The organism is Pseudomonas sp. SCT (genome assembly GCF_003864275.1).
Classification (GTDB): Bacteria; Pseudomonadota; Gammaproteobacteria; order Pseudomonadales; family Pseudomonadaceae; genus Stutzerimonas; species Stutzerimonas stutzeri_AE.
Genome location: NZ_BDJA01000010.1, coordinates 113510 through 140503, shown reverse-complemented (window position 1 = coordinate 140503; position 26994 = coordinate 113510). Strand labels below are relative to the sequence as shown.

Sequence of the window (26994 nt, the reverse complement as noted above, 5' to 3'; positions counted from 1 at the left end):
GGCTGCGGCAGCTGGGCACGTGGGTCAAACCGGGGATGCCGGTCGATGGTAGCGAATTAGACGGTTGACTCGTAGCCCATGCTGGCGCCCGCCTCAACCACCACTGGCATTCATGAAGCGCAGCACCTGAACCTCGCCGCTGCTGGAGAATTCATGGCGCAGCGGTTTGCGTTGCAGCGCGGCGTGGATGGCGTCGATCACCGGCTGGTCGCTGGTCGGATGGCGGCGCAGCAGTGCGCGCAGATCGATGGAATTCTCGTGGCCCAGGCACAGCAGCAGGCGCCCCTCTACCGTCAGCCGCACACGGTTGCAGGTGGCGCAGAAGTTGTGCGAATGCGGCGAGATAAAGCCGATGCGCGTCTGCGGATGGTCCGCCAGGCGCACGTAGCGCGCCGGGCCGCCGCTCTGCTCGGCCGAATCGATCAGCGCATGACGCTCGGCGATCAGCGCACGTACTTCGTCGCTGGAGCAGAAGCTCTCGCCGCGCGAACGACCGACGTCGCCCAGCGGCATTTCCTCGATGAAGCTCAGATCGAGCCCACCGGCGATGGCGAAGTCCACCAGGTCGGCGACCTCCTCGGCGTTGCGGCCCTTCATCACCACGGCATTGAGCTTGATCCGCTCGAAGCCGGCGTCCCGTGCCGCGTCGATGCCATCGAGCACCTGCTGCAGCTGACCGGTGCGGGTGATGGCGTGGAATTTCTCGGCGTCCAGGCTATCCAGGCTGATGTTCAGCCGCTTGACCCCGGCCCGCGCCAGCGGTGCGGCAAGCTTGACCAGCTGCGAGCCGTTGGTGGTCATCACCAGTTCGCGCAGGCCCGGCAATGCGGCAATGCGCTCGCAGAGGCCGACGATGCCCTGGCGTACCAGCGGCTCGCCGCCGGTGAGGCGAATCTTCTTCACCCCCAGGCCGACGAAAATGCGCGCGATGCGCTCCAACTCCTCCAGACCGAGCACCTGCTGGCGCGGCAGGAAGGTCATGTCCTCGGCCATGCAGTAGACGCAGCGGAAGTCGCAGCGGTCGGTCACCGACATGCGCAGGTAGTCGATCTGGCGGTTGTGGGCATCGCGTAATTGAGTCATCGCCAAGCTCTCTTTACTTCGTGGGGCGGATGACACTCTGCTCATCCGCCAGGGCCCTCGCAGGCTCGCTCATTTACCGCCAGCTGGATGGATGAGGCGCCATCCAACATTGGCCCTGCTCGGTGGGATGGCTGAAGCGTCATCCAGCCGCCCAGGGCCAAGCCGCCGTTATTGCATCAGTGGCGTTTCCGCGCCCTGCATGAGGATGCCTTCGATGTTCGCCGCACCCACCAGGTTCTGCAGGTACTGGCTGACACCGATCTGCCAGACACGCTGATTGAGTTCGGCGCGAATCGAACCGGCGACTACCTCGTAGGGCAGCTGCTCGCCTTCGATGCGCTGATCGACGAACACCAGGTGATAGCCGTAGCGGCTTTCCAGCGGCTGCGTGCACAGGCCGACCGGCAGACGGAACAGCTGGCGCTCGAACTCCGGCACCGTCTGGCCCTTGCTGATTTGCCCCAGCGCGCCGCCCTGCGCCTTCGACGGGCAGGCCGATTGCTGCAGCGCCAGCTCGGCGAAGCGTTGCGGCGCGGCCTGCAGTTCGGCGATCAGACCCTGCGCCTGTTCGCGAGCCAGGCTGCGCGCCTCGGCGTCATCCGCCGGACAGGCCAGCAAGATGTGCCGCGCGGCCAACAACGGTGCGCTGAAGAAGCGCTGCTGATTGCCGCTGTAGTACTGCCGGCAGGCCGCCTCGTCCGCCAGCGGCAGCGGCACTTCCTGCTCGATCAGCGTGCGGGTGGCCGCCTCCTCCTCGCTCTCGCCGGCTGTCGCCTGCACCACCAGGCCCAGCTCGCCGATGCGCTGCTGCAGTAACTCGCGCAGCACCAGCGCCTGGGTCGCCAGGTAGACGGCCTCTTCGCGGCTTTCGGCCGGGTGGTACTGCAGCTCCTGGGCGATGGCCTGGGAGGCGATCGCCACCCCATTGACCCGCACCCGTGGCCATTCCTGTTCGCTGCTGGCGATCAGCAGCGGCTCACCGGACGCCTGCTCGGCAGCCGGCTCGTTGTCTTCCTCGTGCGGCAGCTCCTCGAAAAGAGGGGCATCTGCCGGCACTTCGATTTCCGGACGCGCGCCGCCACCGCAGCCGCCGCCTCCACCTGTGCTACCACCGCATCCACAACCCATGATGATTACCTCGATAAGACGCTTGAACCTTCGATCCGATCGGCCAGGCTGGCTGACGCGCCAGGCGTCAGCCAGCGAGGGTCATACCGGAGTCTTGCTCTTTGCCGTGGCAGGCACAGCGGTCGGCACTGCAGTTTCGCGGGCCGGGGCTTCGTAGGTGCGCGGACGCTGCGGGCGCGGCACGCTTGGCTTGACGCCCTTCTGGCGGACGATCTGGTAGCGCCGGCCCAGGTACCACACCGGCGCACTGACGATGTGCACCAGGCGGGTGAAGGGGAACAGCACGAACAGGGTCATACCGAGGAACACGTGCAGCTTGTAGATCACGCTGACCGACTCGATGGCGCCTGCGGCCTTGACCGGCTGCAGGGTGACCAGGCTCTGCGCCCAGGTGCCCAGCAGGACCATCACCGAACCGTCCAGATGGCCGGTAGAGGCGACGATGGTCAGCAGACCCAGCACCAGCTGCGCGAGCAGCACGAAGAGGATCATGATGTCGCTGGTGTTGGAGGTGGCACGCACACGGACATCGGTCAGACGGCGATGAATCAGCATCACCAGGCCGATCAGGCAGAGGATGCCGAAGAAGCCACCGGACACCATCGCCACGATCTGCTTCTGGCCGCTGGTGATGAACGAGTGGTACAGCGCCTCGGGCATCAGCAGACCGACGAAGTGACCGGCCAGGATGAAGATGATGCCGACGTGGAACAGGTTGCTCGCCAGGCGCATGCGATTGTTCGACAGCATCTGGCTCGAGCCGGCCTTCCAGCTGTACTGCGAAAGGTCGAAACGCGCCCAGCTGCCGATCAGGCAGATGGCCAGGGCGATGTAGGGGTAGACCCCGAACAGCAGGAAATTGAAGTTAGACATTGCGCACCTCCTGGGCGAGCGCGGCGGCCTGCCCGTCATGCTTGAAATCGGTCCAGTGCAGCGGCACCGGGCTTTCCTCGCGAGCCTTGCCAGGCCCGCTCGGCATGGATGGGCAGCGATCCTGCTGCTCAGCCTGGAGGAAGTTGACCTGCTCCTCCTCCCAGATCTTGTCCAGCGCTTCCAGCGAGTCGTCGCGTTCCTCGGCGGCAACCTGCTCCTGCAGGCTGGCCAGGGTTTCCTGCACCGGCTCGCCGGCGATCTGCAGCAGCGCACGGAAGCACGCGGCATGCGGGCTCTCGCGTTCCTGCAGACGCGCTGCCAGCAGAGCCAGCAGGTGCGACACGTCGGCCAGACCCTCGCGGGCCTCGAGGTCATCGCGGGTGGCGAGATACTCGAGGTACAGCGGGATGTAGTCCGGCAGCTCGCGTACGCCGATGTCGAAACCGGCCTCGGTGTACTGCGCCATCAGGTCGACCATCGCCTGGCCGCGGTCGCGGGACTCGCCATGCACGTGTTCGAACAGCAGCAGCGAGAGTGAACGGCCACGGTCGAACAGGTCGGTATAGCGCTCCTGCACGTCCATCAGGTCGTCTTCGGTCAGCTCGTCGAGCAGGCGGCGCAGCGCGATGCGCTGCTCCGGGCTGATCTCGCGGGCCGAGCCGATGGCCTGGGCCAGTTCGGCATGGCCGTCGCGCAAGTGCTGGTCGGGATAGTCCAGCAGCAGGGAAATCACTTTAAGGATGCGCATGGCTCAGTCCTCCCACAGCTGGACGGTCTTGATGATGTCGCGGCGGTTGGCCTTCTTGGCACCGAACATGTTGGTGTCCGAGGCGCCCGAGCAGCCGCTGCCGAAACTGAAGCCGCAACCGGAGCGCTCGGCGAAGGCGTCGCTCATGGCCTCTTCGCGGTGCGCGGTCGGGATCACGTAGCGGTCTTCGTAGTTGGCGATGGCCAGGTAGCGGTACATGTCCTCCACCTGGGCCACCGACAGACCGACACTCTCCAGCACCTTGAGGTCCTGCACGCCATCGACCTGCTCGGCGCGCTTGTAGGCACGCATGGCGAGCATGCGCTTGAGCGCCAGCTTGACCGGCTCCTCGTCACCTGCGGTGAGCAGGTTGGCCAGGTAACGCAGCGGGATGCGCAGGCTGTCGACGTCCGGCAGCACGCCGTCCATGCTGACGTGACCGGCGCTGGCAGCGTTCTGGATCGGCGACAGCGGCGGCACGTACCACACCATCGGCAGCGTGCGGTATTCCGGGTGCAGCGGCAGCGCCAGCTTCCAGTCGACCGCCATCTTGTAGACCGGCGACTTCTGCGCGGCTTCGATCACCGACATCGGTACGCCGTCGTTGAGTGCCTGCTCGATGACCTTCGGATCGAACGGATCGAGGAAGATCTCCAGTTGCTTGGCGTACAGGTCCTGCTCGTTGACGGTGCTGGCCACTTCATGGATGCGGTCGGCGTCGTACAGCAGCACGCCGAGGTAGCGGATGCGGCCTACGCAGGTCTCGGCACAGACGGTCGGCATGCCGGCCTCGATGCGCGGGAAGCAGAAGATGCACTTCTCGGATTTGCCGCTCTTCCAGTTGAAGTAGATCTTCTTGTACGGGCAGCCGCTGATGCACATGCGCCAGCCGCGGCACTTCTCCTGGTCGATGAGGACGATGCCGTCCTCCTCGCGCTTGTAGATCGCACCGCTCGGGCAGGACGCCGCGCAGGTCGGGTTCAGGCAGTGCTCGCACAGGCGCGGCAGGTACATCATGAAGGTGTTTTCGTACTGCCCGTAGATGTCCGCCTGGATCTTGTCGAAGTTCTTGTCCTTGCGACGCTTGGCGAACTCGGTACCGAGAATTTCTTCCCAGTTCGGGCCCCACTCGATCTTCTCCATGCGCTGACCGGAGATCAGCGAGCGCGGACGTGCAACCGGCTGGTGATCGGAGATCGGCGCGGTGTGCAGGTTCTGGTAGTCGAAGTCGAACGGCTCGTAGTAGTCATCGATGGTCGGCAGGTCCGGGTTGGCGAAGATATTCGCCAGCACGCGGAACTTGCCACCGATGCGCGGGTTGATGGTGCCGTCGCCATTGCGCACCCAGCCGCCCTTCCACTTGTCCTGGTTCTCCCACTCTTTCGGGTAGCCGATGCCAGGCTTGGTTTCGACGTTGTTGAACCAGGCGTATTCCATGCCTTCGCGGCTGGTCCAGACGTTCTTGCAGGTGATCGAGCAGGTGTGGCAGCCGATGCACTTGTCCAGGTTCAGGACCATGCCAACTTGTGAACGAATCTTCATGGCCTATTCCTCAGATGTCTTGCGGCAGGGGTTGCGGCAGGTCGTTGCCGTTCGGGCCGTCGAGCCAGTCGACCTTGGCCATCTTGCGTACCACGACGAACTCGTCACGGTTGCAACCCACGGTGCCGTAGTAGTTGAAGCCGTACGCCTGTTGGGCGTAACCGCCGATCATGTGGGTGGGCTTGAGCACCACGCGGGTCACCGAGTTGTGGTGGCCGCCGCGGGTCTTGGTGGTCTCGCTGCCGGGCACGTTCACGATGCGTTCCTGGGCGTGGTACATCATCACCATGCCTTCCATCACGCGCTGGCTGACCACCGCACGGGCGGTCAGGGCACCGTTGGCGTTGAAGCACTCGATCCAGTCGTTGTCCTCGATGCCGGCCTTCTTGGCATCGACTTCGGACATCCACACGATCGGGCCGCCACGGCTCAGGGTGAGCATGATCAGGTTGTCCGAGTAGGTGCTGTGAATGCCCCACTTCTGGTGCGGGGTGATCCAGTTCAGGACGATTTCGGTATTGCCGTTGCTCTTCTTGCCCTTCACGTAATCGATGGTGCGGGTGTTGATCGGCGGCCGGTAGCTCATCAGCTGCTCACCAAAGGCCTGCATCCACGGGTGATCCTGGAAGAATTGCTGGCGGCCGGTGATGGTGCGCCACGGGATGTACTCGTGGACGTTGGTGTAGCCGGCGTTGTACGACACATGCTCGTCTTCCAGGCCTGACCAGGTCGGGCTGGAGATGATCTTGCGCGGCTGCGCCTGGATGTCACGGAAGCGAATCGCCTCGTGCTCCTTGGGCAGCGCAAGGTGGCTGTGGTCGCGGCCGGTGAATTCCGACAGCGCGGCCCAGGCCTTCACCGCTACGTGGCCGTTGGTTTCCGGCGCCAGACTGAGGATGACCTCGGCCGCGTCGATGGCCGACTCGATCTGCGGACGCCCTTGGCTGACGCCCTCGTCGCGCACCTTGTAGTTCAGCTCGCCGAGGAAATCGACTTCATCCTGGGTGTTCCAGTTGATGCCCTTGCCGCCGTTGCCGAGCTTGTCGAGCAGCGGGCCGAGGGAGCTGAACTTCTTGTAGGTGGCCGGATAATCACGCTCGACGACCGTCATGTTCGGGCAGTTCTTGCCCGGCTGCGGATCGACGCCAGCGGTTTTCCAGTCGGTGCCGCCGAACGGCTGGGCCAGTTCGCCGGGGCTGTCGTGCAGCAGCGGCACGGTGACCAGATCCTTCTCCACGCCCAGATGACCTTCGGCCATCTTCGAGAACGACTTGGCGATACCCTTGTAGATTTCCCAGTCGGAACGCGCTTCCCAGGCCGGGTCGATGGCTGCCGACAGCGGGTGGATGAAGGGGTGCATGTCCGAGGTGTTCATGTCGTCCTTCTCGTACCAGGTCGCGGTCGGCAGGACGATGTCGGAGTACACGCAGGTCGAGGACATGCGGAAGTCGAGGGTGGTAACCAGGTCGAGCTTGCCGATGGCGCCGTCTTCCTGCCATTCGGCCTCGAGCGGCTTGAAGCCGTCGCGCTTGCCGAGGTCCTCGTTCATCACGCCGTTCTTGGTGCCCAGCAGGTACTTGAGCATGTACTCGTGGCCCTTGCCCGAGCTGCCCAGCAGGTTGGAGCGCCAGATGAACATGTTGCGCGGGAAGTTATCCGGGTTGTCCGGCTGCTCGCAGGCAAACTTCAGCGAACCGTCCTTCAGCGACTGGGTGACGTAGTCCACCGGCGACATGCCGGCCGCTTCGGCTTCACGGCAGATCTGCAGCGGGTTGCGGTTGAGCTGCGGCGCGCTCGGCAGCCAGCCGGCGCGTTCGGCGCGGATGTTGTAGTCGAGCATGTGCTCGGGGAACTGCGACTTGTCGGCCAGCGGCGAGAGCACTTCGTGGATGCTCATCTTCTCGTGGCGCCACTGCGAGCTGTGGTTGTAGAAGAAGCTGGTGCCGTTCATCTGGCGTGGCGGACGGTGCCAGTCGAGGCCGAAGGCCAGTGGCAGCCAGCCGCACTGCGGACGCAGTTTTTCCTGACCCACGTAGTGAGCCCAGCCGCCACCGGTCTGCCCTACGCAACCGCACAACATCAGCATGTTGATCAGGCCGCGGTAGTTCATGTCCATGTGGTACCAGTGGTTCATCGCCGCTCCGACGATGATCATGGAACGGCCATGGGTCTTGTCGGCGTTGTCGGCGAATTCACGGGCGATCTGGATCGCCTTCTCGCGGGACACGCCAGTGATGACTTCCTGCCAGGCCGGGGTGCCGGGCACGCTGGCGTCGTCGTAGCTGGAAGCGACGTTGGCGCCACCCAGACCACGGTCGATACCCAGGTTGGCGGCCATCAGGTCGAACACGGTGGCGACCTTGGTGGTGCTGCCATCGGCCAGGGTGATGCTGCGGACCGGCACGCGGCGCAGCTGGATGCTCTCGCCTTCGGCGTGCTGGAAGTGCTCGTGGAGGATGCCGCCGAAGTACGGGAAGGCAACTTCGGCAGTTTCGCCGCCATCGATCTGGGTCAGGCTCAGGTCGACATCGCGGCCGTCCTTGCCTTCGCGGGCTTCGATGTTCCACTTGCCCTTCTCGCCCCAGCGGTAGCCGATCGAACCCAGCGGCGAAACCAGCTCGCCGGTGGTGCCGTCGACGGCGATGGTTTTCCACTCAGGGTTGTTTTCCTGGCCGAGGTTGTCAGCCAGATCGGAGGCGCGCAGGAAGCGGTCGGCGATGTAGCTGCCATCCTTCTCGTTCAGGCGCACCAGCACCGGCAGGTCGGTGTAGCGCTTGGCGTAGTCACGGAAGTAGGCGCTCGGCTTCTCGAGGTGGAATTCCTTGAAGATGACGTGGGCGAAGGCCTGCGCCAGCGCGGCATCGGTACCCTGCTTCGGGTTGAGCCAGAGGTCGGTGAGCTTGGCGACTTCGGCGTAGTCCGGAGTGATGGCAACGGTCTTGGTGCCCTTGTAGCGGACTTCGGTGAAGAAGTGCGCGTCCGGCGTACGGGTCTGCGGGACGTTGGAACCCCAGGCGATGATGTAGTTGGAGTTGTACCAGTCGGCCGATTCCGGCACGTCGGTCTGCTCGCCCCACACTTGTGGCGAGGCCGGCGGCAGGTCGCAGTACCAGTCGTAGAACGACAGGCACACGCCGCCGATCAGCGACAGGTAGCGGCTACCGGCAGCGTAGGAAACCATCGACATGGCCGGGATCGGCGAGAAGCCGACCACGCGGTCCGGACCGTACTGCTTGACGGTGTAGACGTTAGCGGCGGCGATGATCTCGTTGACTTCTTCCCAGCTGGAACGGATGAAGCCACCCATGCCGCGCTTGCTCTTGTAGGACTCGGCCTTGGCCTTGTCCTCGACGATGCTGGCCCAGGCGTCCACCGGGCTCATGTTGCGTCGCGCTTCACGCCACAGTTTCAGCAGCGGCTTGCGCACCTTGGGGTACTTCAGGCGGTTGGCGCTGTAGATGTACCAGCTGTAGCTGGCCCCACGCGGGCAGCCGCGCGGCTCGTGGTTGGGCAGGTCGTTGCGGGTGCGCGGGTAATCGGTCTGCTGGGTTTCCCAGGTGATCAGGCCGTTCTTCACGTAGATCTTCCAGGAGCACGAACCGGTGCAGTTCACGCCGTGGGTGGAACGCACGATCTTGTCGTACTGCCAGCGGGAACGGTAGACGCTCTCCCAGTCGCGGGATTCGATGCGGGTTTCGCCATGACCATCGGCGAACTCGCCTTGCTTCCTGTTGAAGAAGCGCAGTTGATCGAGCAAGTGGCTCATTGTTTTCTCTCCTCACTCCGGTTGCGAACCACTGGCCCGACCGGTCGGCTTATCAATCTCGGCTCGCGCCAGCCACACGGGCTGGCGCATCTCGGTACAAATCTCAGGAAGCGATCTTCTGGCGGGCCTCCAACTCGCGGTCCACGCTGGACACGTAGTACTCGTCGGAGAACGCCCCCTCGGGCTCCTTCAGCCAGAGCAGGCAGAGCCCGAAGCTGACGAAGGCACCGGCGGCAATCACCATGAAGAATTGCGATGGGGTCACGAAGGTGAACAGGGTCAGGTAGCAGACCGCGCCAACGTTGCCGTAGGCCCCGGCCATGCCGGAGATCTGCCCGGTAACCCGGCGCTTGATCGAGGGGATGATTCCGAAGGTCGCGCCCTCGGCACCCTGGACGAACACCGAGCAGAGCACAGTGATTGCCACGGCGACGATCAGCGGCCACTTGGAGTTCATCAGGCCCATCAGCAGGAAGCCGACGGCGATCCCCAGCATGTACGCCAGCATCACGAAGCGACGGTTGCCGAAGCGGTCCGAGACCAGGCCGCCCATCGGGCGCGCCACCAGGTTCACGAAGGCGAACGACGCGGCGATGATGCCCGCAGTGGTCGGGGTCAGGCCCCAGGTCTGCTCGAAGAACATCGGCAGCATCGACACCACCGCCAGCTCCGCACCGAAGTTGGCGAAGTAGGTGGAGTTGAGTGCAGCTACGGTGTTGAAGGGGTATTTGTCGTCTTCCGGGACGCCCTTCTTCAGGATCGGCACGTTGACGCGCAGGATCTGCACCACCTGGAAGATCACCACCAGGGCGATCACCGCGTAGCAGATCATCGCGCCGGTGGAGCCCAGGTAGCCCAGGCCCTCGATGCGCCAGACCAAGATGCCGAGCACGCCGACCATGGGGATGGTCCAGACGATCAGCTTGATCATGTCGGCCCAGGTGCTGACTTCCAGCGCGCTGGCCTTGTGCGGCTTGCGGTGGATGGTGCCAACCGGGCCATCGGTGAGGGCGAACCAGTAGTACACGCCGTACAGCGCCATGATAATCGCCGAGCTGGCGATCGCCCAACGCCAGCCGTCCGGACCACCGAAGGCATGGATGGCGATGGCGGGCAGGCTCATGGCGGCGGCAGCGGAACCGAAGTTGCCCCAGCCGGCGTAGAAGCCTTCAGCGAAACCGATGTCCTTGGGCTTGAACCACATGGCGGTCATGTGGATACCGACCACGAAGCTGGCGCCGATGGAGCTGAGGATCAGGCGCGACACCAGCAGCTGGGTGCGGCTGTCACCGAAGGCGAAGAACAGTGCAGGTGCGGCCATCACCACCAGCAGCACCGAGAACACCCGGCGCGGGCCGTAGTGGTCGAGCGCCATGCCGACCAGGATGCGCGCCGGAATGGTCAGTGCCACGTTGGCGATGGCGAACAGCTTGAGGTCTTCGGGCGTCAGCCAGTTCACGCTTTTCAGCATGCTCGAGGCCAGCGGCGCCATGCCGAACCAGACGAAGAAGCAGATGTAAAAGGCGATCCAGGTCAGGTGCAGGGCTCTGACTTCGGGGCGCTTCCATTCGAACAGCGTAGAAACTCTCATGTTGAGCTCCTCACTCAGGGGCAGGCTTGAATCAGGACCGGGCAAGGCGCCCGGCGGGCCAGGAATGCGCTGACGCTGCCGAAGGTCATGTAGTCGAGTTCGTCGACCAACAGATTCAGCGAGCGGGAGATGAAGCCGCCGTCCGGTTCGTTGGAATGCCGCGCGATGACCAGCAGGTCAGGCTTCTTGTGCTCGGCTGCCTTGAGGATCATCTTGCGGGCGTCGCCCTCGGCGATGATCACGTCGGCGTCCAGGCCGAAGGCGCTGATCTTGTCAGCGGCCTCCTGCAGAAAGCCCTGGAACTCGCCACGTTCGCGCTCGTATAGCTCGACGGCCGAATCACTGGTGTCGCGGGTTTCTTCCACCACCCCGATGAGAATGATCAGCGGCTTGAGCGGGCCGAACATGTCGAGGGTCGCTTCCAGGGCTTTCCTGGCGTTACGCGAGTTGTCGTAGGCAATCATGATTTTCATGGCGCACTCCAGACTCAGGGATTCTTCACGTAGGCGTTGGGGCGCAGGTAGAACCACCAGTTGAGGATCAGGCACAGCGCGTAGAACACCGCGAAGCCGTACATGGCCACCTCGGGGGTGCCAGCCTTGACCTGCTCGCCGATCACGATCGGGGCGACGAAGGAGCCGTAGGCAGCGACAGCGGAGGTCCAGCCGAGTACCGGGCCGGCCTTCTCGCGGTCGTAGATCACGCCGATGGTGCGGAAGGTCGAACCGTTGCCGATGCCGCTGGCGGCGAACAACACCAGGAACAGCACCAGGAAGAGGAAGAAGTACTCTTCAGGCTGAGCCGAGCCGTAGGCCTGCTGCATCACGTAGCCGGCGGCTACCGAGGCACCGACCATGACCACCGAGATCACCTGGGTGACGATCGAGCCGCCGACCTTGTCGGAGATCCAGCCACCCAGCGGACGGATCAGGGCGCCGATGAACGGGCCGATCCAGGCGTAAGTCAGGGCGCTTGGCGCATTCGGGTTGGCGACGCGGGTCACCACACCGTCGGCACCGACTTCGTTCATGAAACCGAAGATCACGGTGATCGACAGCGGCAGCGCCATGGAGAAGCCGATGAAGGAACCGAAGGTCAGGATGTAGAGGATGCTCATCGACCAGGTGTGCTTGTCCCGGAAGATGGTGAACTGGCGCTTGATGTTCGGCTTGATGCTGCCTGGCAGCATGCGCAGCATGCCGAGGGTCAGGCCGATGGTCAGCAGCATCACGCCCCACATGTTCAGCACGCCGAGACCGGTCGGTGCTGGCAGGTAGAGGTACAGGCCAAGCGCTGCGGCGACGAAGGCCACGCCGTAGAGGCCGAGAATCTTGCCAAAGGCATTCAGCGGGTAGCCCGGAGTCGGCGAGATCACCAGCAGGTTGTTCATGCCGAACCAGCCGGCGAAAGCCAGCGGAACCAGGAACAGCAGCCAGACCCAGCCGGCGTTCTGGATCCAGGTTTCGGTGCCGGCCGAGATCTTGCCGATCAGTGTGCCGCTGTCCTTGATCAGCTCCATCGGCGCACCGGCCATCGCACCAAACACGCCAGCGGTCATCACCAGCGGAATGAGGATCTGCATGGTGGTCACGCCGAAGTTGCCGAGGCCCGCGTTCAGGCCCAGGGCCAGGCCCTGCTGGTTCTTCGGGAAGAAGCTGCTGATGTTGCTCATCGAGCAGGCGAAGTTGCCGCCGCCGATGCCGGAGAGGAAGGCCAGCAACTGGAATACCCACAGCGGCGTGTCCTGGCTCTGCAAGGCGAGACCGGCGCCAGCGGCCGGGATCATCAGCAGCGCGGTGGTCAGGAAGATGGTGTTGCGTCCGCCGGCGATGCGGATCATGAACGACGCCGGAATGCGCAGCGTGGCGCCAGTGAGGCCGGCGATGGCAGTCAGGGTGAACAGCTCAGCGGGCTGGAACGGAAAGCCCAGGTTGAGCATCTGCACCGTGACGATGCCCCACATCAGCCAGATGGCGAAGCCCATCAGCAGGCTCGGGATGGAGATCCAGAGATTGCGATTGGCGATCCGCTTGCCGGTGGTGTCCCAGAATTTCTGGTCCTCCACGTCCCACTTTTCGATATTGCTCATGGTCGATCCTCTTGGCGCCAGGACCCTGCTTGCGAACGCAGCTGGATCAGGAATGCCTCGCACGCTAAGCGGAGCGGACCGAGCGAAATTTGACTCAGGTCAATACACGACTGGTGGCAGTTTGCTTGGAAGAGCCTTTCTACCTCTTTCGGGATACTCTCGTTAAATCAAAAAAATCATTTATATTCAATAAGTTATCACGCAGTAATAGATCACTGCGCAGCACCGGGATTAACCCTCAATGCATTAGGAGTACACCCCCACCGTGGCAAGCGTTCGAGACAAGGCGCAGAATGAGGACACCGCCACAGCGACGATCAAGAACATGCCCCACTCCGAAAGCGAGCAGCTCGCCACACGCCATTCGATCGTGTTCAACACGCTGGTTGCCTTCGTCGTGATCATCGGGTTTTCGCTGATCAGCATGCTCGCCAGCCTGTACCTGGCCGATGCCCTGGAGGGCGATGCCGAAGCGATCAACCAGGCCGGCAGCCTGCGCATGCAGGCCTATCGCCTGGCCTTCACCGCCGAGCATGGCCCGCAGGATCTGCTCACCGAGCGGATCGAAACACTCGAGTGCACGCTGCGCTCGGCCTCGTTGCGTTCGGCCCTGCACCGTCACGGCAATACCCCATTGCCAGGGCTGCATGCCGGCGTGATGCAACATTGGCAGGAACGCATGCGGCCGCTGCTCGATACACAGCCGCCGCGGCTCGATGACTACCGCCAGGAAGCGCCGGAGTTCGTCAGTGAGCTGGACGTCTTCGTGCGCACCCTGCAGGAGGCATCCGAAGGCAAGCTCGGCGTCATCCGCGCCCTGCAGGCCGGAACCCTGTTCGTCATCGTGCTGATCGCCTTCGTGCTGATCTATGGCTTGCACAACAACCTGGCCTCGCCGCTGCGCAGCCTGACCAAGATGGCCCGCGACATCGGCAAGGGCGACTTCAGCGGCCAGGTGCAGATACCCGGTGACACCGAGTTGAGCCTGCTGGCACGTACGCTGAACCAGATGAGCCAGGAGTTGGCCGGCCTCTACGCGGAAATGGAGCAGAAGGTCGACGATAAGACCGCCGCCCTCACCCGCAGCAACGCCACGCTGCAGTTGCTGTTCAACAGCGCTCGGATGCTCTACACCCAGCCGGATGACCCGTCGCAGATGATGGGCTCGCTGCTGGCCAAGGTGCAGCAGATCCTCGGCACCGGGCCGATCTCGCTGTGCCTGAACCGCACCGCCGAGAGCGGCAGCCACACCGCGATGACCTCGAACGACCTGCAGCCGCCGGAGTACTGCAAGCTGCCGCAGTGCGATGTCTGCCTGGTCAACCAGACCGGCCGGTTGCCCAGCGGCGAGGAGCTGGTGACGTTCGAGCTGCGCTCGGGCCAGGACGACCTCGGCTCGCTGCGCGTCGCCCATCCGCAAGAGCAACCACTGGAGTCCTGGCAGACCTTGCTGCTGACGACCCTGGCTGACCTGTTCGCCGCCTCGCTGAGCCTCGCCCAGCTTGGTCAGAAACAGGCGCGCCTGGCGCTGATGGAGGAACGCGCGGTGATCGCCCGCGAACTGCATGACTCCCTGGCGCAGGCGCTGTCGGCGCAGAAGCTGCAACTGGCCCGCCTCAAGCGCCTGATGCAGAAGGAGAGCGGGCAGGCGCAGCTGGACGACAGCGTGCAGCAGATCGACCGCGGCCTGAACTCGGCCTATCGGCAGTTGCGCGAGCTGCTCACCACCTTCCGCATCAAGGTCAACGAACCGGGCCTCAAACCGGCGCTGCAGGCGACGGTCGAGGAGTTCGGTGCCAACTCCGGCCTGCAGATACTCAACGACTACCACCTGGACCACTGCCCGCTCACCCCCAACGAGGAAGTGCACTGCCTGCAGATCATCCGCGAGGCATTGAGCAACGTGGTCAAGCACGCCGAGGCCGACCATTGCTGGCTGAGGCTGACCCAGGACGAGATCGGCACCATCCACGTGATGATCGAAGACGACGGTATCGGCATCAGCCCGGAAGAGCAGCGTGCCGGCCACTACGGCCTGATCATCCTGCGCGAGCGTGCCAACAGCCTGAACGGCAACATCAGCATCGGCCTGCGCCCGGGTGGCGGCACCTCGGTGCATCTCCGCTTCCCGCCAGCCTATCGCCACATTCCCCTGAAACAGGAGCCAGTCACGTATGAACGAAGGGACAGCCACACGAATCCTGCTGGTCGACGACCATCCCATGATGCGTCGGGGTCTGCGTGACCTGCTGGAACTGGAGGACGACCTGGAGCTGATCGGCGAGGCAGGCAACGGCGAAGACGCGATCCGCCTGGCACTGGAGATCGAACCCGACCTGATCCTGATGGACCTCAACATGCCCGGCATCGACGGCCTGGAAACCACCCGGCGCATGCGCGATGCCGACATCGACGCACGCATCGTCATGTTCACCGTCTCCGACGAGCAGAGCCACGTGCTCGAAGCGCTGCGCAACGGTGCCGACGGCTATCTGCTCAAGGACATGGACGCCGAGCAGCTGATCGAGCAGATCCGCATTGCCGCTACCGGGCGCATGGCGCTCAGCCCGGAACTGACCCAGGTGCTGGCCGAGGCGATCCGGGTCCGCCCGAAGCCGTCGGGCCAGGTGCAGTTCTCCAGCCTGACCAAGCGCGAGAAGGAAGTGCTGCGTCTGATCGCCAAGGGCCAGAGCAATAAGATGATCGCGCGCAAGCTCGGCATCACCGAGGGCACGGTCAAGGTCCACGTGAAGAATCTGCTGCACAAGCTCGGTCTGCGCTCGCGGGTCGAGGCCGCGGTCTGGGTGCTGGAGAACGAAGCGAAAGCCTGACCACAGCACCACCGCCGGCGGTTTCTGTGCGCCAACACCCAACCCGCAGCGACGCCGGCACGCCCTTGACGATCATCAATGCCATCGCAGTGGAGCGCTCTATCGTCTCGTCCTCGCCGAGCTGACTACTCAGTCAGCATCGCGCCCCGCCCGGACGTAAGGAGCGCCCATGTTCAGATTCCTGCTACCCACCTCACTGCTGCTGGGCCTGCTGGCCGGCAGCCTGTCCTGCCAGGCCGCCATCAGTGACGCGGAAGCCGTCAACCGCGCCGGCATGCAACGCATGCTCAGCCAGCGCATCGCCAAGAACTACCTGATGATCGGCACCGATACCCGGGTCGACCTTGCCGGGACACAGCTCGACAGCAGCATTGCCAGCATCGAAGAGAATGCGCAGCTGCTCAACGATTACGCCCCCAGCGAAAGCATCCGCAAGGCACTCAACGAGGCAAACCAGACCTGGGTTCAGTACCGGCAGATCGCGCTGACCCGACCGGATCGCGGACAGTCCGCCGAGCTGCTGCGCCTGGCCGAGCGCTTTCTCGGCCAGAGCGAAGCCTTGGTCCAGGAAATCGAGCGTCATAGCGGCAATCAGGCCGCACGCCTGGTCAATCGCAGCGGCCGCCAGCGCATGCTCAGCCAACGCATTGCCATGCTCTACCTGGCCATGAGCTGGAAGCTGCCGGAGCAACGCCTGCGCGGCGACTTCGACGCTGCGGTGGCCGAGTTCGAACGCGGCCTGGAAGAACTGCAGAAAGCGCCGCAGAACACCGAGCAGATCAGCCGCCAGCTCGACCAGATCGACACCCAGTGGCGTTTCGCCCGCGCGGGATTCAGCCTGGCGGATGACTCCCGCTTCGTGCCGACCGTGATCGTCACCACCAGTGATTCGCTGCTGCGCAAGATCGAGCAGCTGACCCTGGACTACGAGCGCCTGGCTGGCAGCGCGCGCTGAGGGTCGACTACCTCTCCTGCTCAGAAAGAGGTATGGCTTAGGGGAAATGGGATAGCGGCACTGTGCAACCTAGCATGCCCTCCATCTAAGGGAGGGGTAGCCATGCTGACGGGCTCTGCAGTGCTGAATACCTTGCGTCGTCATCATCTGTTCAGCGGGCTGGCAGAAGCGGCGCTGCAGGATATTGCGGCGCATACCACGGTGAAGCGCCTGCCAGCGGGTTGCACGCTGTTCCATCAGGGCGATGCCGCCGAGCACTTTCACGTGCTGATCAATGGGCAGGTCAAGCTGCACCGGGTCACCTGCGATGGCCAGGAGAAGGTCATCGAGGTGGTCCGTCCCGGCGAGGCCTTCGCCGAGGCGATGCTGTTCAACAAGCTCCCCGAGCATCCGCTGAGCGCCACCACGCTCAAGGAAAGTCTGGTGCTCAACGTGCAGAACAGTCATTACCTGCGCCTGCTGGAGACCCAGCCGCAGCTGTGCATGCAGCTGCTCAGCAGCCTCAGCGCACGCCTCAATCAGCGCCTGCACCAGATCGATAACCTGACTTCATCGAACGTCTGTCAGCGCGTCGTGCGTTATCTGTTCCAGGAACTGCAGGCCGCACGCAGCGGCGTGATCGACCTGGACCTGCCCAAGCGCCTGATCGCTTCGCAACTGGGTATCCAGCCGGAGACGCTGTCACGCATCCTGCATCGCCTGACCGATGCCGGGCTGATCGCGGTGCAGCGCCGGCGCATCGAAATCCTCGACCAGCACAGCCTCTCGGCCTACCTCGAAGCCGCGGCGTGAATGCCTAGGCGGCAGGATCGCCACGCCGGAACGGCTGTGGCGCCGCTTCCGCCGGAGACGGCTCGACTGGCGGCGGGCCATCGCCGAGCTTGAACGGTTGCGGCGGCTCGCTGACCAGCCTGCGGGTGGCGGGCGCCATGCGCTGCGGCTCGGGCTCCGGGCGCTCGCGAATGACGTGCCAGGCAAACCCGGCGAGCAACGCCGCCAGCACCCGGTAGATCAGCGAGGCCAGATCGAAGCCGACCAGCGCACCGCCGTCCAGCCAAAGCGACACCAGCCTGCCCAGCACCAGTGCCGCCATGGTGATCATCAACATCATCAACGCCGGTCGCGCGCGCTCCGGTTCACGCGCGGCCCAGAGCAGGAACAGCGCAAGGCCCAGCTGCAGCCCGCCGTAGTAGACCCGCATATGACTGACCGAGGCGCTCTCCATCAGCAGCATGCCGTTCAGATTGGCCATCTCGTAGGGCCAAAGCCAGTAGGCGAGGCTCAGGCAGGCCATGACCAGCGCCTGCGCAAGCAGAACGAAACGGGCAAAACGCATCGAAAACTCTCCTGATGTGCGACTCGGTATCCCGGTAGGTCAGAGACTGTTTCAAACGCACTTGGTTCGCCCGGCCAGCCGCCAGCGATGCGCTGTGACGCTCGACCGGCTCACCGGCAATCGCTTCTACCTCCTACGAAGGTGATACCCCATCGGCAGGATCGACCGGCTACCTGCCACTTACTACCATCCGACCTCGGAGGTAACTGATCATGTCCAAACAGTCCACACACCTGGCCGTGCTTCGCAACCATCCGCTGTTCAACGGGCTGCCTGAATCGGCGCTCGACGAGCTTGAACAGGCAACCTGCAGCAGACGACTGCAAGCCGGCCAGACCCTTTATTACCAGGGCGACAGCGCCCAGAACTTCTTCATCCTTGTCCACGGCCAGCTCAAGCTGCACCGCCATAGCAGCGACGGCAACGAGCATGTCCTCGGCATCGTGCGTCCCGGTGGCGCACTGGGCGAGACGCTGCTGTACGACAGGCGGCCGAGCCATCTGCTCACCGCCACGGCACTGCGCGACTCGCTGGTGATCCAGATACACAACGCCAGCTACCGCAACCTGCTCGAGCGCTACCCGCGACTGGCGCCGGCGCTGCTCGCCCGGCTGAGCGAGCGGCTCAACCAGCGCCTGGAAGACATCGACAACCTGGCCACGTCCAGCGCCAACCATCGCGTTGCGCGCTTCCTCATGCTTCGGCAGAAGAGCAACAGCGGCGTGGTCGAGCTGGACATACCCAAGCGGCTGATCGCGTCCAAGCTGGGCATCCAGCCGGAGACGCTGTCGCGCATCCTGCATCGCCTGTCCGATGCCGGACTGATCAGCATGCAGAGCCGGCGCATCGACATTCTCGACCAGCGCAAGCTTGCGGCCTTTCTCCACGATTCGGTCGATCAGCGCTGCCATCCAATGGGCACCGGCAGCCTGACCACGCTGCGCAAAGCCGGCTGATGCCGTCCGGCGCCGACCGTCGGAACCTGCAAACGCTGAAACATGTGGCACGCAGGAATTGCGGCCCGGCCGCCGGACGAGCGCTATGCTGCACACCTCGCCTGTCGGAGTAATCCTATGCGCCGCCTTCTGCTTCTGCCCGTCCTGTTCGCCGGCTTTGCCCAGGCGGCCGAGCCCATCGCGATCGACGTCTACCGCGACCCCAACTGCGGCTGCTGCGAAGCCTGGATCGACCACCTGGAAGCCAACGGCTTCACGGTGACCGATCACGTGGCCAACGACATGACCTCGGTAAAGATGGAGCACCGTGTTCCGCATCGCCTCGGCTCCTGTCACACCGGCGTGATCGACGGCAAGTTCGTCGAGGGCCATGTGCCGGCCGCCGACATTCTCAAGCTACGCGCACAACCTGACCTGATCGGCGCCGCGGTGCCGGGTATGCCAGTCGGCTCGCCGGGTATGGAAATGGGCGAGCGTAAGGACGCCTTCAAGGTCATCGGCGTCAGCAAGCAGGGCAAGGAAAGCGTGCTTTCCGAGTACCCCGGCAACTGATCAATCAGTCCCATCGCCAGGGCCAGCCGTCGCACCTGCAGCTTTTTCGCGCCGAACGGGTCTGAGTGGAAAGCAGCGGCCGCTTCGATGCGGCCGCGATCTCCCGCAAAACCGTTAGAGGATCAACTCATGCGCTGGAATCGTGCCCGACGCAGCGACAACGTAGTGGACGCCCGGGGCCGCAGCGGCATGCGCCTCGGCGGCGGCCTGGGCCTGGGTGGCATTGCTATTGTCGTGATCATCGGCCTGCTCTCCGGCCAGGACCCGTTGCAGATTCTCGGTCAGCTGGCCAGCCAGAGCGGGCCTCCGGTTACCCAGCAAAGCCAGCGGCCGGCCGGAGATGACCCGCAGACCGAGTTCGTCCGGGCCATCCTCGGCGACACTGAAGACACCTGGCGCGCCCTGTTCCAGCAGCACGGCACGCAGTACCGCGACCCGACCCTGGTGCTGTTTCGCGGCGGCGTGAATTCAGCCTGCGGCTTCGCCAGTTCGGCGGTGGGCCCGTTCTATTGCCCGGGCGACCAGCAGGTCTACCTCGATCTGCAGTTCTTCGACGAAATGGCCCAGCGCTTCTCAGCCTCCGGTGACTTCGCCCAGGCGTACGTCATCGCCCATGAAGTCGGCCACCACGTGCAGACCCTGCTCGGCGTTTCGCAGCAGATGCAGGCCGCACGCCAGCGCGGTGCGAAGATGGAAGGCGATAACGGCCTGCTGGTGCGCCAGGAACTGCAGGCCGACTGCTTCGCCGGGGTCTGGGCCTATCACGCGCAGCAGCGTCATGACTGGCTGGAGGAAGGCGACCTGGAAGAGGCACTGAACGCCGCCAACGCCATCGGTGATGACAACCTGCAGAAGCGCAGCCAGGGCCGCGTGGTGCCGGATGCCTTCACCCACGGCACCTCGGCGCAGCGGGTACGCTGGTTCCGCGATGGCTTCGAGCATGGCGACCCGACACGCTGCGACACGTTCAAGGCGGCGCGCCTTTAACGGTAGCCTCGGGCCGGCTACTCCTGCGGGCTCGGTATGGTTTGCGGCCGGCTTGGCCGTGAATGACGCCGGCGCGTGCCGTGCGTCTTGCATCTCCATCGCGCGGTGCCGCGTTCAAGCCTCGCCCGAAGACAGCAGCCCGTGCAGAACCCGGCAATCCCGTGCGTACAGATCGGTCAGCTCCGGCCATTCGTTGTGCGGAACGTTGACCAGCACGCCACGCGCGCCGGCGGCTTTGGCGCACTCCAGATCAAAGCGATAATCGCCGACCATCAGCATCGCCGACGGTGCAACGCTCCAGCGCGCGGCCAGGTGCAACAGGCCGCCCGGGTGCGGTTTGGGCGGCGCTTCGTCGCGGCCGAGAATGTCTTCGGGCAGAAAGCAGTCGCCCATGCCGACCGCATCCAGAGTCACCGTGGCCAGCTCATGGGCATTGCGGGTCAGCACGCCGAGCCGGCAGCCGCGCTCGCGCAGCGTGTGCAACAACTCGCGGGCACCTTCGGCCGGGCGTGCGGCATAGGCCAGCTCGCGCTCGTGCTCGAGCAACCAGGCGCGCTTGACGGCGGCCTCGTCAGCCGGCAACGCCGCCAGGTGATGGAGGATGTCGTCTTCCTCAGGGATCTCCAGCGCACGACGGATCGCGGCGAAGTCATGCACGGCGATGGTCAGGGTGCCGTCCATGTCGAACACCCAGTGACGGACGTCGGCGATCTTCACATCCAGTCCTCGCGCACGCGGATCAGCCCTTCCTGCGCCACCGAGGCGACCAGCTGCCCCTGGCGATTGAAGATGCTGCCGCGGGCGAAACCGCGCGCGTTGCCGGCCCAGGGGCTGTCGATGGAGTACAGCAGCCAGTCGTCCATCTTCACCTCGCGATGGAACCAGATGGCGTGATCGAGGCTGGCGAGCTGGATGAACTTGCTCCACGAACTGACGCCATGGGGCTGCAACGCAGTACCGATAAAGCTGAAGTCCGAGGCGTAGGCCAGCAGGTACTTGTGCAGCGCAGGGCTGTCCGGCAGCGAGCCGTCGGCGCGGAACCACAGGTGGCGCACCGGTTCGATCGGCTGCGGATTGGCTGGATCGACCAGGGTGACCGGACGAATCTCGATGGGCTTGGGCCGCCGCAGTTTTTCCATCACCCGCTCCGGCACCATCGGCGACAGCTTGTGCAGCAGCTCCCATTCGTTGGGTAGGTCGTCCGGCCCGACCACGTCCGGCATTGGTAACTGGTGCTCGTAGCCGCTCTCCTCGGCCTGGAACGAGGCGATGCCGGTAAAGATGGTCTGCCCCTTCTGGATCGCGCTGACCCGGCGCGTGGTGAAGCTGCCGCCATCGCGCACGCGATCGACGTCATATACCACCGGCTGGTGCGAGTCGCCCGGGCGCAAGAAATAGCCGTGCAGCGAGTGCACGTGGCGCTCCGGCGTCACCGTCTGGCTCGCGGCGGAAATCACCTGGCCGAGGACCTGGCCGCCGAACAGCTGGGGAAAGCCGAGATCCTGGCTGGCGCCGCGGAAGAGGTTTTCCTCGATGCGTTCCAGGGTCAGCAGGTTGACCAGGCCGTCGAGTATCTGAGTCATTTCGGCTTCCTTGATAGGGGGGCATGCAGGCGCGCATGTTACGGATTTCGCCGAAATCGCTCCAGCAACAGTGCTTATTGTCGCCAATCGTCTCGCTGCAGGCGGTAGAGCACTTGAGGATGCAGGGGGTGTTCGGACGCCAGATCCGGATGGCCGAACGAGGTTGCGCACTCCGCGCGCATGCCGAGCCCTTCCAGCAACTGCCTGGCCGGCTCGTTGATCTGCGCCGCACAGGCCACCACTTCGGTCAGGCCCAGCTCGCCAAAGGCGCACTGCAGCACAGCTTGCGCGGCCTCATGGACCAGGCCCTGGCCCCACTGATCGCAAGCCACGGCCCAGAGCAGCTCGAGCGCGGCTGTCGGCACAGGCAAAGAGCACGGGGCAAGTCCGCAATAACCGACGAACGCTCCACTGTCCTTGCGCTCCAGCGCCCACAGGCCGACACCGTGCCGGACAACGTGCAATCGGCTGCGCACCATCAGCGCCGCACAACCGTCACGGGACATCTGCGCCGGGTAGTAGCGCATCACTTCCGGGTCGGCGCACAGCCGAGCCAACAACTCGAGATCGTCGTCATGCCAGTGGCGCAGCCTGAGCCGCGGTGTCTCAAGTGCGATTCGTGCGACCATCCCTGCTCCCTTGAGCGCTCCGACGGCCAGCCTGCATACTGCGGCGCACATCCATCGAACACGCGTGGTTCATGTCGCTTCCCCTGGTCTTCCACGATGATTACAGCCCGCCGCTGCCACCGGGCCATCGCTTCCCCATGGAGAAGTTTCGTCTGCTGCGCGACCATCTGGTCGCCTTGGGTTTGACCACAGACGCAACGCTATTGCGCCCCGAGCTGTGCAGCCACGACATTCTTGCGCTGGCACACGACCCTGACTACGTCGCGCGCTACTGCAGCGGCGAGATGGGCCGCGACGAGCTGCGCCGCCTCGGCCTGCCCTGGAGTCCGGAGCTGGCGCAGCGTACGGTGCGCGCCGTGGGCGGCTCGCTGCTGGCGGCCGAGCAGGCACTGCAGCACGGCCTGGCCTGCCATCTGGCGGGTGGCACGCACCACGCCCACCGCGACCACGCCTCGGGCTTCTGCATCTTCAACGATCTGGCGGTGATCGCGCTGTATCTGTTGGAAAGCGGGCGGGTCGGGCGCGTGCTGATCTTCGACTGCGACGTGCATCAGGGCGACGGCACCGCGCGCATCCTGGAAAACATACCCGATGCGGTGACCGTCTCGCTGCACTGCGAAAAGAACTTCCCCACGCGCAAGGCCCACAGCGACTGGGATATCCCGCTGCCGCCGGGCATGGGCGACGAGGCCTATCTCAAGGTGGTGCACGACACGCTGAACTACCTGCTGCCAATCTACCAGCCAGACCTGGTGCTCTACGATGCCGGTGTGGATGTGCATCGCGACGACGCCCTCGGCCTGCTCTCGCTCAGCGATGCAGGCCTGGCGGCGCGCGACAGTGCCGTGCTGGATCACTGCCTCGGCCGTGATATTTCGGTGGTTGGCCTGATCGGCGGCGGCTACGGCAAGGACCGCGCCCTGCTCGCCCGCCGCCACGCGACCTTGCATGTCAGCGCCCACTCCGCCTGGCAGCGCCACGGACTCGGCTGAGCAACCGTCAGCGGCTACAATGCGCGCCCCGTGATGTTCGCCAGGCTATCGCCATGACCCCGCCCGCCCCTTCCTACCGTGTCGCCATCATCGGCGGCGGCCCCGCCGGGCTGATGGCCGCCGAAGTGCTCGGCCAGGCCGGGGTCACCGTCGATCTGTACGACGCCATGCCGTCGGTGGGGCGCAAGTTCCTCCTTGCCGGGGTCGGCGGCATGAACATCACCCATGCCGAGGACTACGCCGCCTTCGTCAACCGCTACGGCGAACGCGCCGGCGAGCTGCGCCCGCTGCTGGACGCTTTCACACCCGCCGCGCTGCGCGAATGGATTCACGGCCTGGGCATCGACACCTTTGTCGGCAGTTCCGGCCGGGTGTTCCCTAGCGACATGAAGGCCGCGCCGTTGCTGCGCGCCTGGCTCAAGCGCCTGCGCGAGAGCGGCGTGCAGCTGCACACCCGCCAGCGCTGGCTGGGCTGGGACGAGCACGGCGCGCTGCGTATCGCCGGCCCGGAAGGCGAAACCCGAGTCGCGACGCACGCCAGCCTGCTCGCCCTCGGCGGCGGCAGCTGGGCGCGACTGGGCTCGGATGGCGCCTGGGTACCGTTGCTGCAAAACCGCGGCATTGCCATCGCACCGCTGCAGCCGGCCAATTGTGGCTTCGAAGTGGCCGGCTGGAGCGAGCACCTGCGCGAGAAATTCGCCGGCGCGCCGCTGAAGACGGTGAGCCTGGCGTTGCCCGGCGAAGCACCGCGCAAGGGCGAGTTCGTACTCACCGCCACGGGTATCGAGGGCAGCCTGGTCTATGCGCTGTCCGCGCGCATCCGCGAGGCGATCAATCGCGACGGCGCCGCTACCGTGCTGCTCGACCTGCTGCCGGATCGCAGCCAGGTACAGATTGCCGACGCTCTGGCCAGACCGCGCGGTTCGCAGTCGATGGCCAAGCATCTGCATCGCCAGCTGAAGCTCGATGGGGTCAAGGCGGCACTGTTGCGCGAACTGACCGATGCCACCACGTTCCATGACCCGCAGGCGCTGGCCGCGGCGATCAAGGCGCTGCCCATCCGCCTGCTGCGCCCGCGCCCGCTGGACGAAGCCATCAGCAGCGCTGGCGGGGTACCGTTCGAGGCACTGGATGCCAACCTCATGCTGCGTCAACTGCCCGGCGTGTTCTGCGCCGGCGAGATGCTCGACTGGGAAGCACCCACCGGTGGCTATCTGCTGACCGCCTGTTTCGCCAGCGGAAGGGCCGCGGCCGAGGGCATGCTGCGCTGGCTGCGCGACCACTAGTCACTCGCCGGTTGCCCCGTGCGCTGCTAGCTTCAGTTGCAGAGCGCGCGCCGCAAGCAGTACCCCGTTTGGCGCGCGAGGACGAACACGCGCGAGGGAACATTGATGGCCGTCAACGCAATCCCGGTGGATCAACGTGTCATCGACATCGACTCCAGGCGCTTCGCCTCGATCGAGAAGGCGCTGGTCGAACTGATCACCAACAGCGACGACAGCTACGCCCGACTGGAGGCCGCGGGTGTGGCAGTTTCCGGGCAGATCCTCGTGCAGTACGAGCGTCACAGGCGCGGTGCGCTGCTGGCCGTCACCGACCAGGCCCAGGGCATGCCGTTCGCCGCCGCCTGCTCGATTCTCAGCTATGGCGGCGCACACAGCCCGCTGGCGCAGGGCACCGGTGGCGGGCGCGGCTATTTCGGCCGTGGCCTCAAGCAGGCGATCTTCGGCCTTGGCTACGGCTGGCTGGAAACCATCCATGAAGGACGGCTGTCGCGGATCGAACTGTTCCGCGCCGAGAACGGCGGCTATCTCTACGATGACGGTGGCCAGGATCGCGCGGTGACCGAGCGCGACCGGGAGCGCCTCGGCATTGCCGGCAACGGCACGCGCGTCGCCATCATCATCGAAAGCAGCCAGGTGCGTATTTCCCAGTTCAGCGCCCTGAGCGAGTCGCTGGCCAACAACATCTATCTGCGCGACGTGCTCGGCCGTCGGCACATGGAGATGGCGCATCTGCGTGACGGCGTCGAGATCGAGCGCAGCGGGCGGATCAGCTTCGAGGAACCGCCGTCACTGTTGTTGCTCGGCCCGGACCTGGCGGGCGAATTCCACTGCGACGGCCAGACCTTTGCCTTCAACCTGACACTCAAACGCGCGCTGGACGCGCAACTGGTGCCGCGCGGCGACGAGCGCACCAGCGGCCTGCTGGTGCTTTCCGGCATGGCGGCGCTGGATTGCCAGCTGTTCGACTACGAGAACCAGGTCGGCACCGAATACCTGTTCGGCACCGTCCGCTGCCCGGCGCTCAGCGAGCAGCTCGGCCAGGGTGTCGCGGTGATCAGCGACGAACGCGCCGGGCTGAACCTGAAGACACCACTGGTGGCGGCATTCGCCAGGGCGGTCAGCCAGTTGATCGCCCCGTTCGTGATGGCCGAGCAGGAAAAACTCAGACACCTGGAGCGCGCCACCACCTCCGGGCGCACCGCGCACATGATCGAGCACCTGTTGCAGCGCATGAGCCAGGCGGCGATCCACGATTTCGGCATCGTTGCGCCGGCCTGCGCATCGACAGTCCCCTCGGACACCGATGTGCAACCGGCCGCACTGCGCTTCAGCACGCCGTTCTACTATCGCCAGCCGGAGCGCCCGTTTCACATCCGCTTGCTGCTCGATCCGCAGCAACTGCCACCGGACACGATCCTGCAGGTGGACGCCAGCCTCAGCGAAGGGCTGAGCATCGATCCGCCGCCCGCGCCTGTTCCGCTACAGGCGCTACGCGACAAGCCATGCATGGAGTGGACGGTCGCCGGCCAGTCGGCGGCTGATCATGGCGAGATCGTCGTGCGCGCAGGCAACTACCTGGCCTGGTGCGAGATCGTTATCGCCGAGCACGCGTCGACACATGCTCACCACCACCCCGCGGGGCAACACCATGCCACCGCGCACCGCCCTGCGCGCGATCACGGTGAGGCCATGTTCACCGGCTACGAGTTCCGCTATCTCGGCGAAGACCGGGATCGCGCCGTCTACAGTCCGGAAGAACGCAAGATCCTGATCAATACCGCGGCACCCACCGTGCAGCTGTACGTCGACGGCCACGGCAACTTCCGCGATTCGGCACGCCTGCTGCTGGCCGAGCTGTTCATGGACGTGATCGCCGAGGAACTGGCGCGCCGGAAGCTGGGCAAATCGGCGCTGGCCGACGATGTCGCCGCGTTCCATGCGGCCAAGCGCGAGATCATTCGCCGCTACGGCAGCGACATCCACCTGTCTTTCATGCGCGGCTGACGGCGCCAGTCGGTAGCGCAAAACTCAGCGTGTTGCGCGGCACGTGACGCCCGTGGGAGGCGG

The 26994-nt window shown here is 64.9% G+C and carries 23 protein-coding genes; 10 read left to right on the top strand and 13 right to left on the bottom strand.

What is annotated here, in order from left to right:
- Positions 1–93 precede the first annotated feature (93 nt).
- From moaA to BHD08_RS20880, 9 genes are all read right to left on the bottom strand, one after another.
- Positions 94–1083, bottom strand: coding sequence for a GTP 3',8-cyclase MoaA (gene moaA / locus BHD08_RS20920; protein ID WP_015278191.1), 990 nt, complete (start codon positions 1081–1083; stop codon positions 94–96).
- A gap of 168 nt (positions 1084–1251) precedes the next feature.
- Entirely contained in the window at positions 1252–2211 is a 960-nt protein-coding gene (locus BHD08_RS20915) for a peptidylprolyl isomerase (RefSeq protein WP_015278192.1), read from the bottom strand.
- Between the two features lie 81 nt (positions 2212–2292).
- Positions 2293–3084, bottom strand: a complete 792-nt coding sequence (gene narI, locus BHD08_RS20910) for a respiratory nitrate reductase subunit gamma (protein ID WP_015278193.1) — start codon at positions 3082–3084, stop codon at positions 2293–2295.
- Positions 3077–3832, bottom strand: coding sequence for a nitrate reductase molybdenum cofactor assembly chaperone (gene narJ, locus BHD08_RS20905; RefSeq protein WP_015278194.1), 756 nt, complete (start codon positions 3830–3832; stop codon positions 3077–3079). The genes narI and narJ overlap by 8 nt, the downstream gene beginning before the upstream one ends.
- Positions 3833–3835: 3 nt before the next feature.
- Complete coding sequence (gene narH / locus BHD08_RS20900) at positions 3836–5374, bottom strand: nitrate reductase subunit beta (RefSeq protein WP_015278195.1); 1539 nt, start codon at positions 5372–5374, stop codon at positions 3836–3838.
- A gap of 10 nt (positions 5375–5384) precedes the next feature.
- A complete protein-coding gene (locus BHD08_RS20895; RefSeq protein WP_125024718.1) occupies positions 5385–9140 on the bottom strand; it encodes a nitrate reductase subunit alpha in 3756 nt (1251 codons plus the stop codon).
- 103 nt (positions 9141–9243) lie between these two features.
- Positions 9244–10731 carry an MFS transporter gene (locus BHD08_RS20890; protein ID WP_125024716.1) on the bottom strand — a complete coding sequence of 496 codons (1488 nt, stop codon included), beginning with the start codon at positions 10729–10731 and terminating at the stop codon, positions 9244–9246.
- A gap of 14 nt (positions 10732–10745) precedes the next feature.
- Entirely contained in the window at positions 10746–11204 is a 459-nt protein-coding gene (locus BHD08_RS20885) for a universal stress protein (RefSeq protein ID WP_125024715.1), read from the bottom strand.
- 14 nt (positions 11205–11218) lie between these two features.
- Complete coding sequence (locus BHD08_RS20880; protein WP_125024714.1) at positions 11219–12820, bottom strand: MFS transporter; 1602 nt, start codon at positions 12818–12820, stop codon at positions 11219–11221.
- 265 nt (positions 12821–13085) lie between these two features.
- Here BHD08_RS20880 and BHD08_RS20875 point away from each other — a divergent pair, with 265 nt between their 5' ends.
- From BHD08_RS20875 to BHD08_RS20860, 4 genes are all read left to right on the top strand, one after another.
- Positions 13086–15065, top strand: coding sequence for an ATP-binding protein (locus BHD08_RS20875; RefSeq protein ID WP_125024713.1), 1980 nt, complete (start codon positions 13086–13088; stop codon positions 15063–15065).
- Positions 15043–15651, top strand: coding sequence for a two-component system response regulator NarL (narL, locus tag BHD08_RS20870; protein ID WP_256678745.1), 609 nt, complete (start codon positions 15043–15045; stop codon positions 15649–15651). Before BHD08_RS20875 ends, narL begins: the two co-directional genes overlap by 23 nt.
- A gap of 169 nt (positions 15652–15820) precedes the next feature.
- Positions 15821–16606, top strand: coding sequence for a type IV pili methyl-accepting chemotaxis transducer N-terminal domain-containing protein (locus BHD08_RS20865; protein ID WP_015278202.1), 786 nt, complete (start codon positions 15821–15823; stop codon positions 16604–16606).
- 102 nt (positions 16607–16708) lie between these two features.
- The gene (locus tag BHD08_RS20860) at positions 16709–17398 is read left to right on the top strand and encodes a Crp/Fnr family transcriptional regulator (RefSeq protein WP_015278203.1); all 690 of its coding nucleotides are present in this window, start codon (positions 16709–16711) and stop codon (positions 17396–17398) included.
- A 4-nt stretch (positions 17399–17402) separates the two neighbouring features.
- Here the strand turns inward: BHD08_RS20860 and BHD08_RS20855 are convergent, their stop codons facing one another.
- A complete protein-coding gene (locus BHD08_RS20855) occupies positions 17403–17942 on the bottom strand; it encodes a DUF4345 domain-containing protein (RefSeq protein ID WP_015278204.1) in 540 nt (179 codons plus the stop codon).
- A gap of 212 nt (positions 17943–18154) precedes the next feature.
- Between BHD08_RS20855 and BHD08_RS20850 the strand changes: the two genes are divergently transcribed.
- The 3 genes from BHD08_RS20850 (at position 18155) to BHD08_RS20840 (ending at position 20437) form a co-directional block, all read left to right on the top strand.
- Positions 18155–18898 (top strand): Crp/Fnr family transcriptional regulator, encoded by a 744-nt coding sequence (locus tag BHD08_RS20850; protein WP_015278205.1) that lies wholly within the window; start codon positions 18155–18157, stop codon positions 18896–18898.
- A gap of 117 nt (positions 18899–19015) precedes the next feature.
- Positions 19016–19450 carry a DUF411 domain-containing protein gene (locus BHD08_RS20845; RefSeq protein ID WP_125024710.1) on the top strand — a complete coding sequence of 145 codons (435 nt, stop codon included), beginning with the start codon at positions 19016–19018 and terminating at the stop codon, positions 19448–19450.
- Positions 19451–19579: 129 nt separating this feature from the next.
- On the top strand, positions 19580–20437 hold the full coding sequence (locus BHD08_RS20840) for a neutral zinc metallopeptidase (RefSeq protein ID WP_015278207.1): 858 nt from the start codon (positions 19580–19582) through the stop codon (positions 20435–20437).
- Between the two features lie 114 nt (positions 20438–20551).
- On the opposite strand, the gene BHD08_RS20835 is transcribed toward BHD08_RS20840, so the two are convergent.
- From BHD08_RS20835 to BHD08_RS20825, 3 genes are all read right to left on the bottom strand, one after another.
- Positions 20552–21154: an HAD family hydrolase gene (locus BHD08_RS20835; RefSeq protein WP_125024708.1), complete on the bottom strand. Its 603-nt coding sequence runs from the start codon at positions 21152–21154 to the stop codon at positions 20552–20554.
- Complete coding sequence (tesB, locus tag BHD08_RS20830; RefSeq protein ID WP_125024706.1) at positions 21151–22020, bottom strand: acyl-CoA thioesterase II; 870 nt, start codon at positions 22018–22020, stop codon at positions 21151–21153. Before tesB ends, BHD08_RS20835 begins: the two co-directional genes overlap by 4 nt.
- Before the next feature lie 74 nt (positions 22021–22094).
- Entirely contained in the window at positions 22095–22649 is a 555-nt protein-coding gene (locus BHD08_RS20825; protein ID WP_125024704.1) for a GNAT family N-acetyltransferase, read from the bottom strand.
- 71 nt (positions 22650–22720) lie between these two features.
- Here BHD08_RS20825 and BHD08_RS20820 point away from each other — a divergent pair, with 71 nt between their 5' ends.
- The 3 genes from BHD08_RS20820 to BHD08_RS20810 all read left to right on the top strand — a co-directional run bounded on the left by BHD08_RS20820 (position 22721) and on the right by BHD08_RS20810 (position 26931).
- Positions 22721–23641, top strand: coding sequence for a histone deacetylase (locus BHD08_RS20820; RefSeq protein WP_125024702.1), 921 nt, complete (start codon positions 22721–22723; stop codon positions 23639–23641).
- Between the two features lie 53 nt (positions 23642–23694).
- Complete coding sequence (locus BHD08_RS20815) at positions 23695–24927, top strand: TIGR03862 family flavoprotein (RefSeq protein ID WP_125024700.1); 1233 nt, start codon at positions 23695–23697, stop codon at positions 24925–24927.
- A 105-nt stretch (positions 24928–25032) separates the two neighbouring features.
- Positions 25033–26931: an ATP-binding protein gene (locus tag BHD08_RS20810; protein ID WP_125024698.1), complete on the top strand. Its 1899-nt coding sequence runs from the start codon at positions 25033–25035 to the stop codon at positions 26929–26931.
- Positions 26932–26994 lie beyond the last annotated feature (63 nt).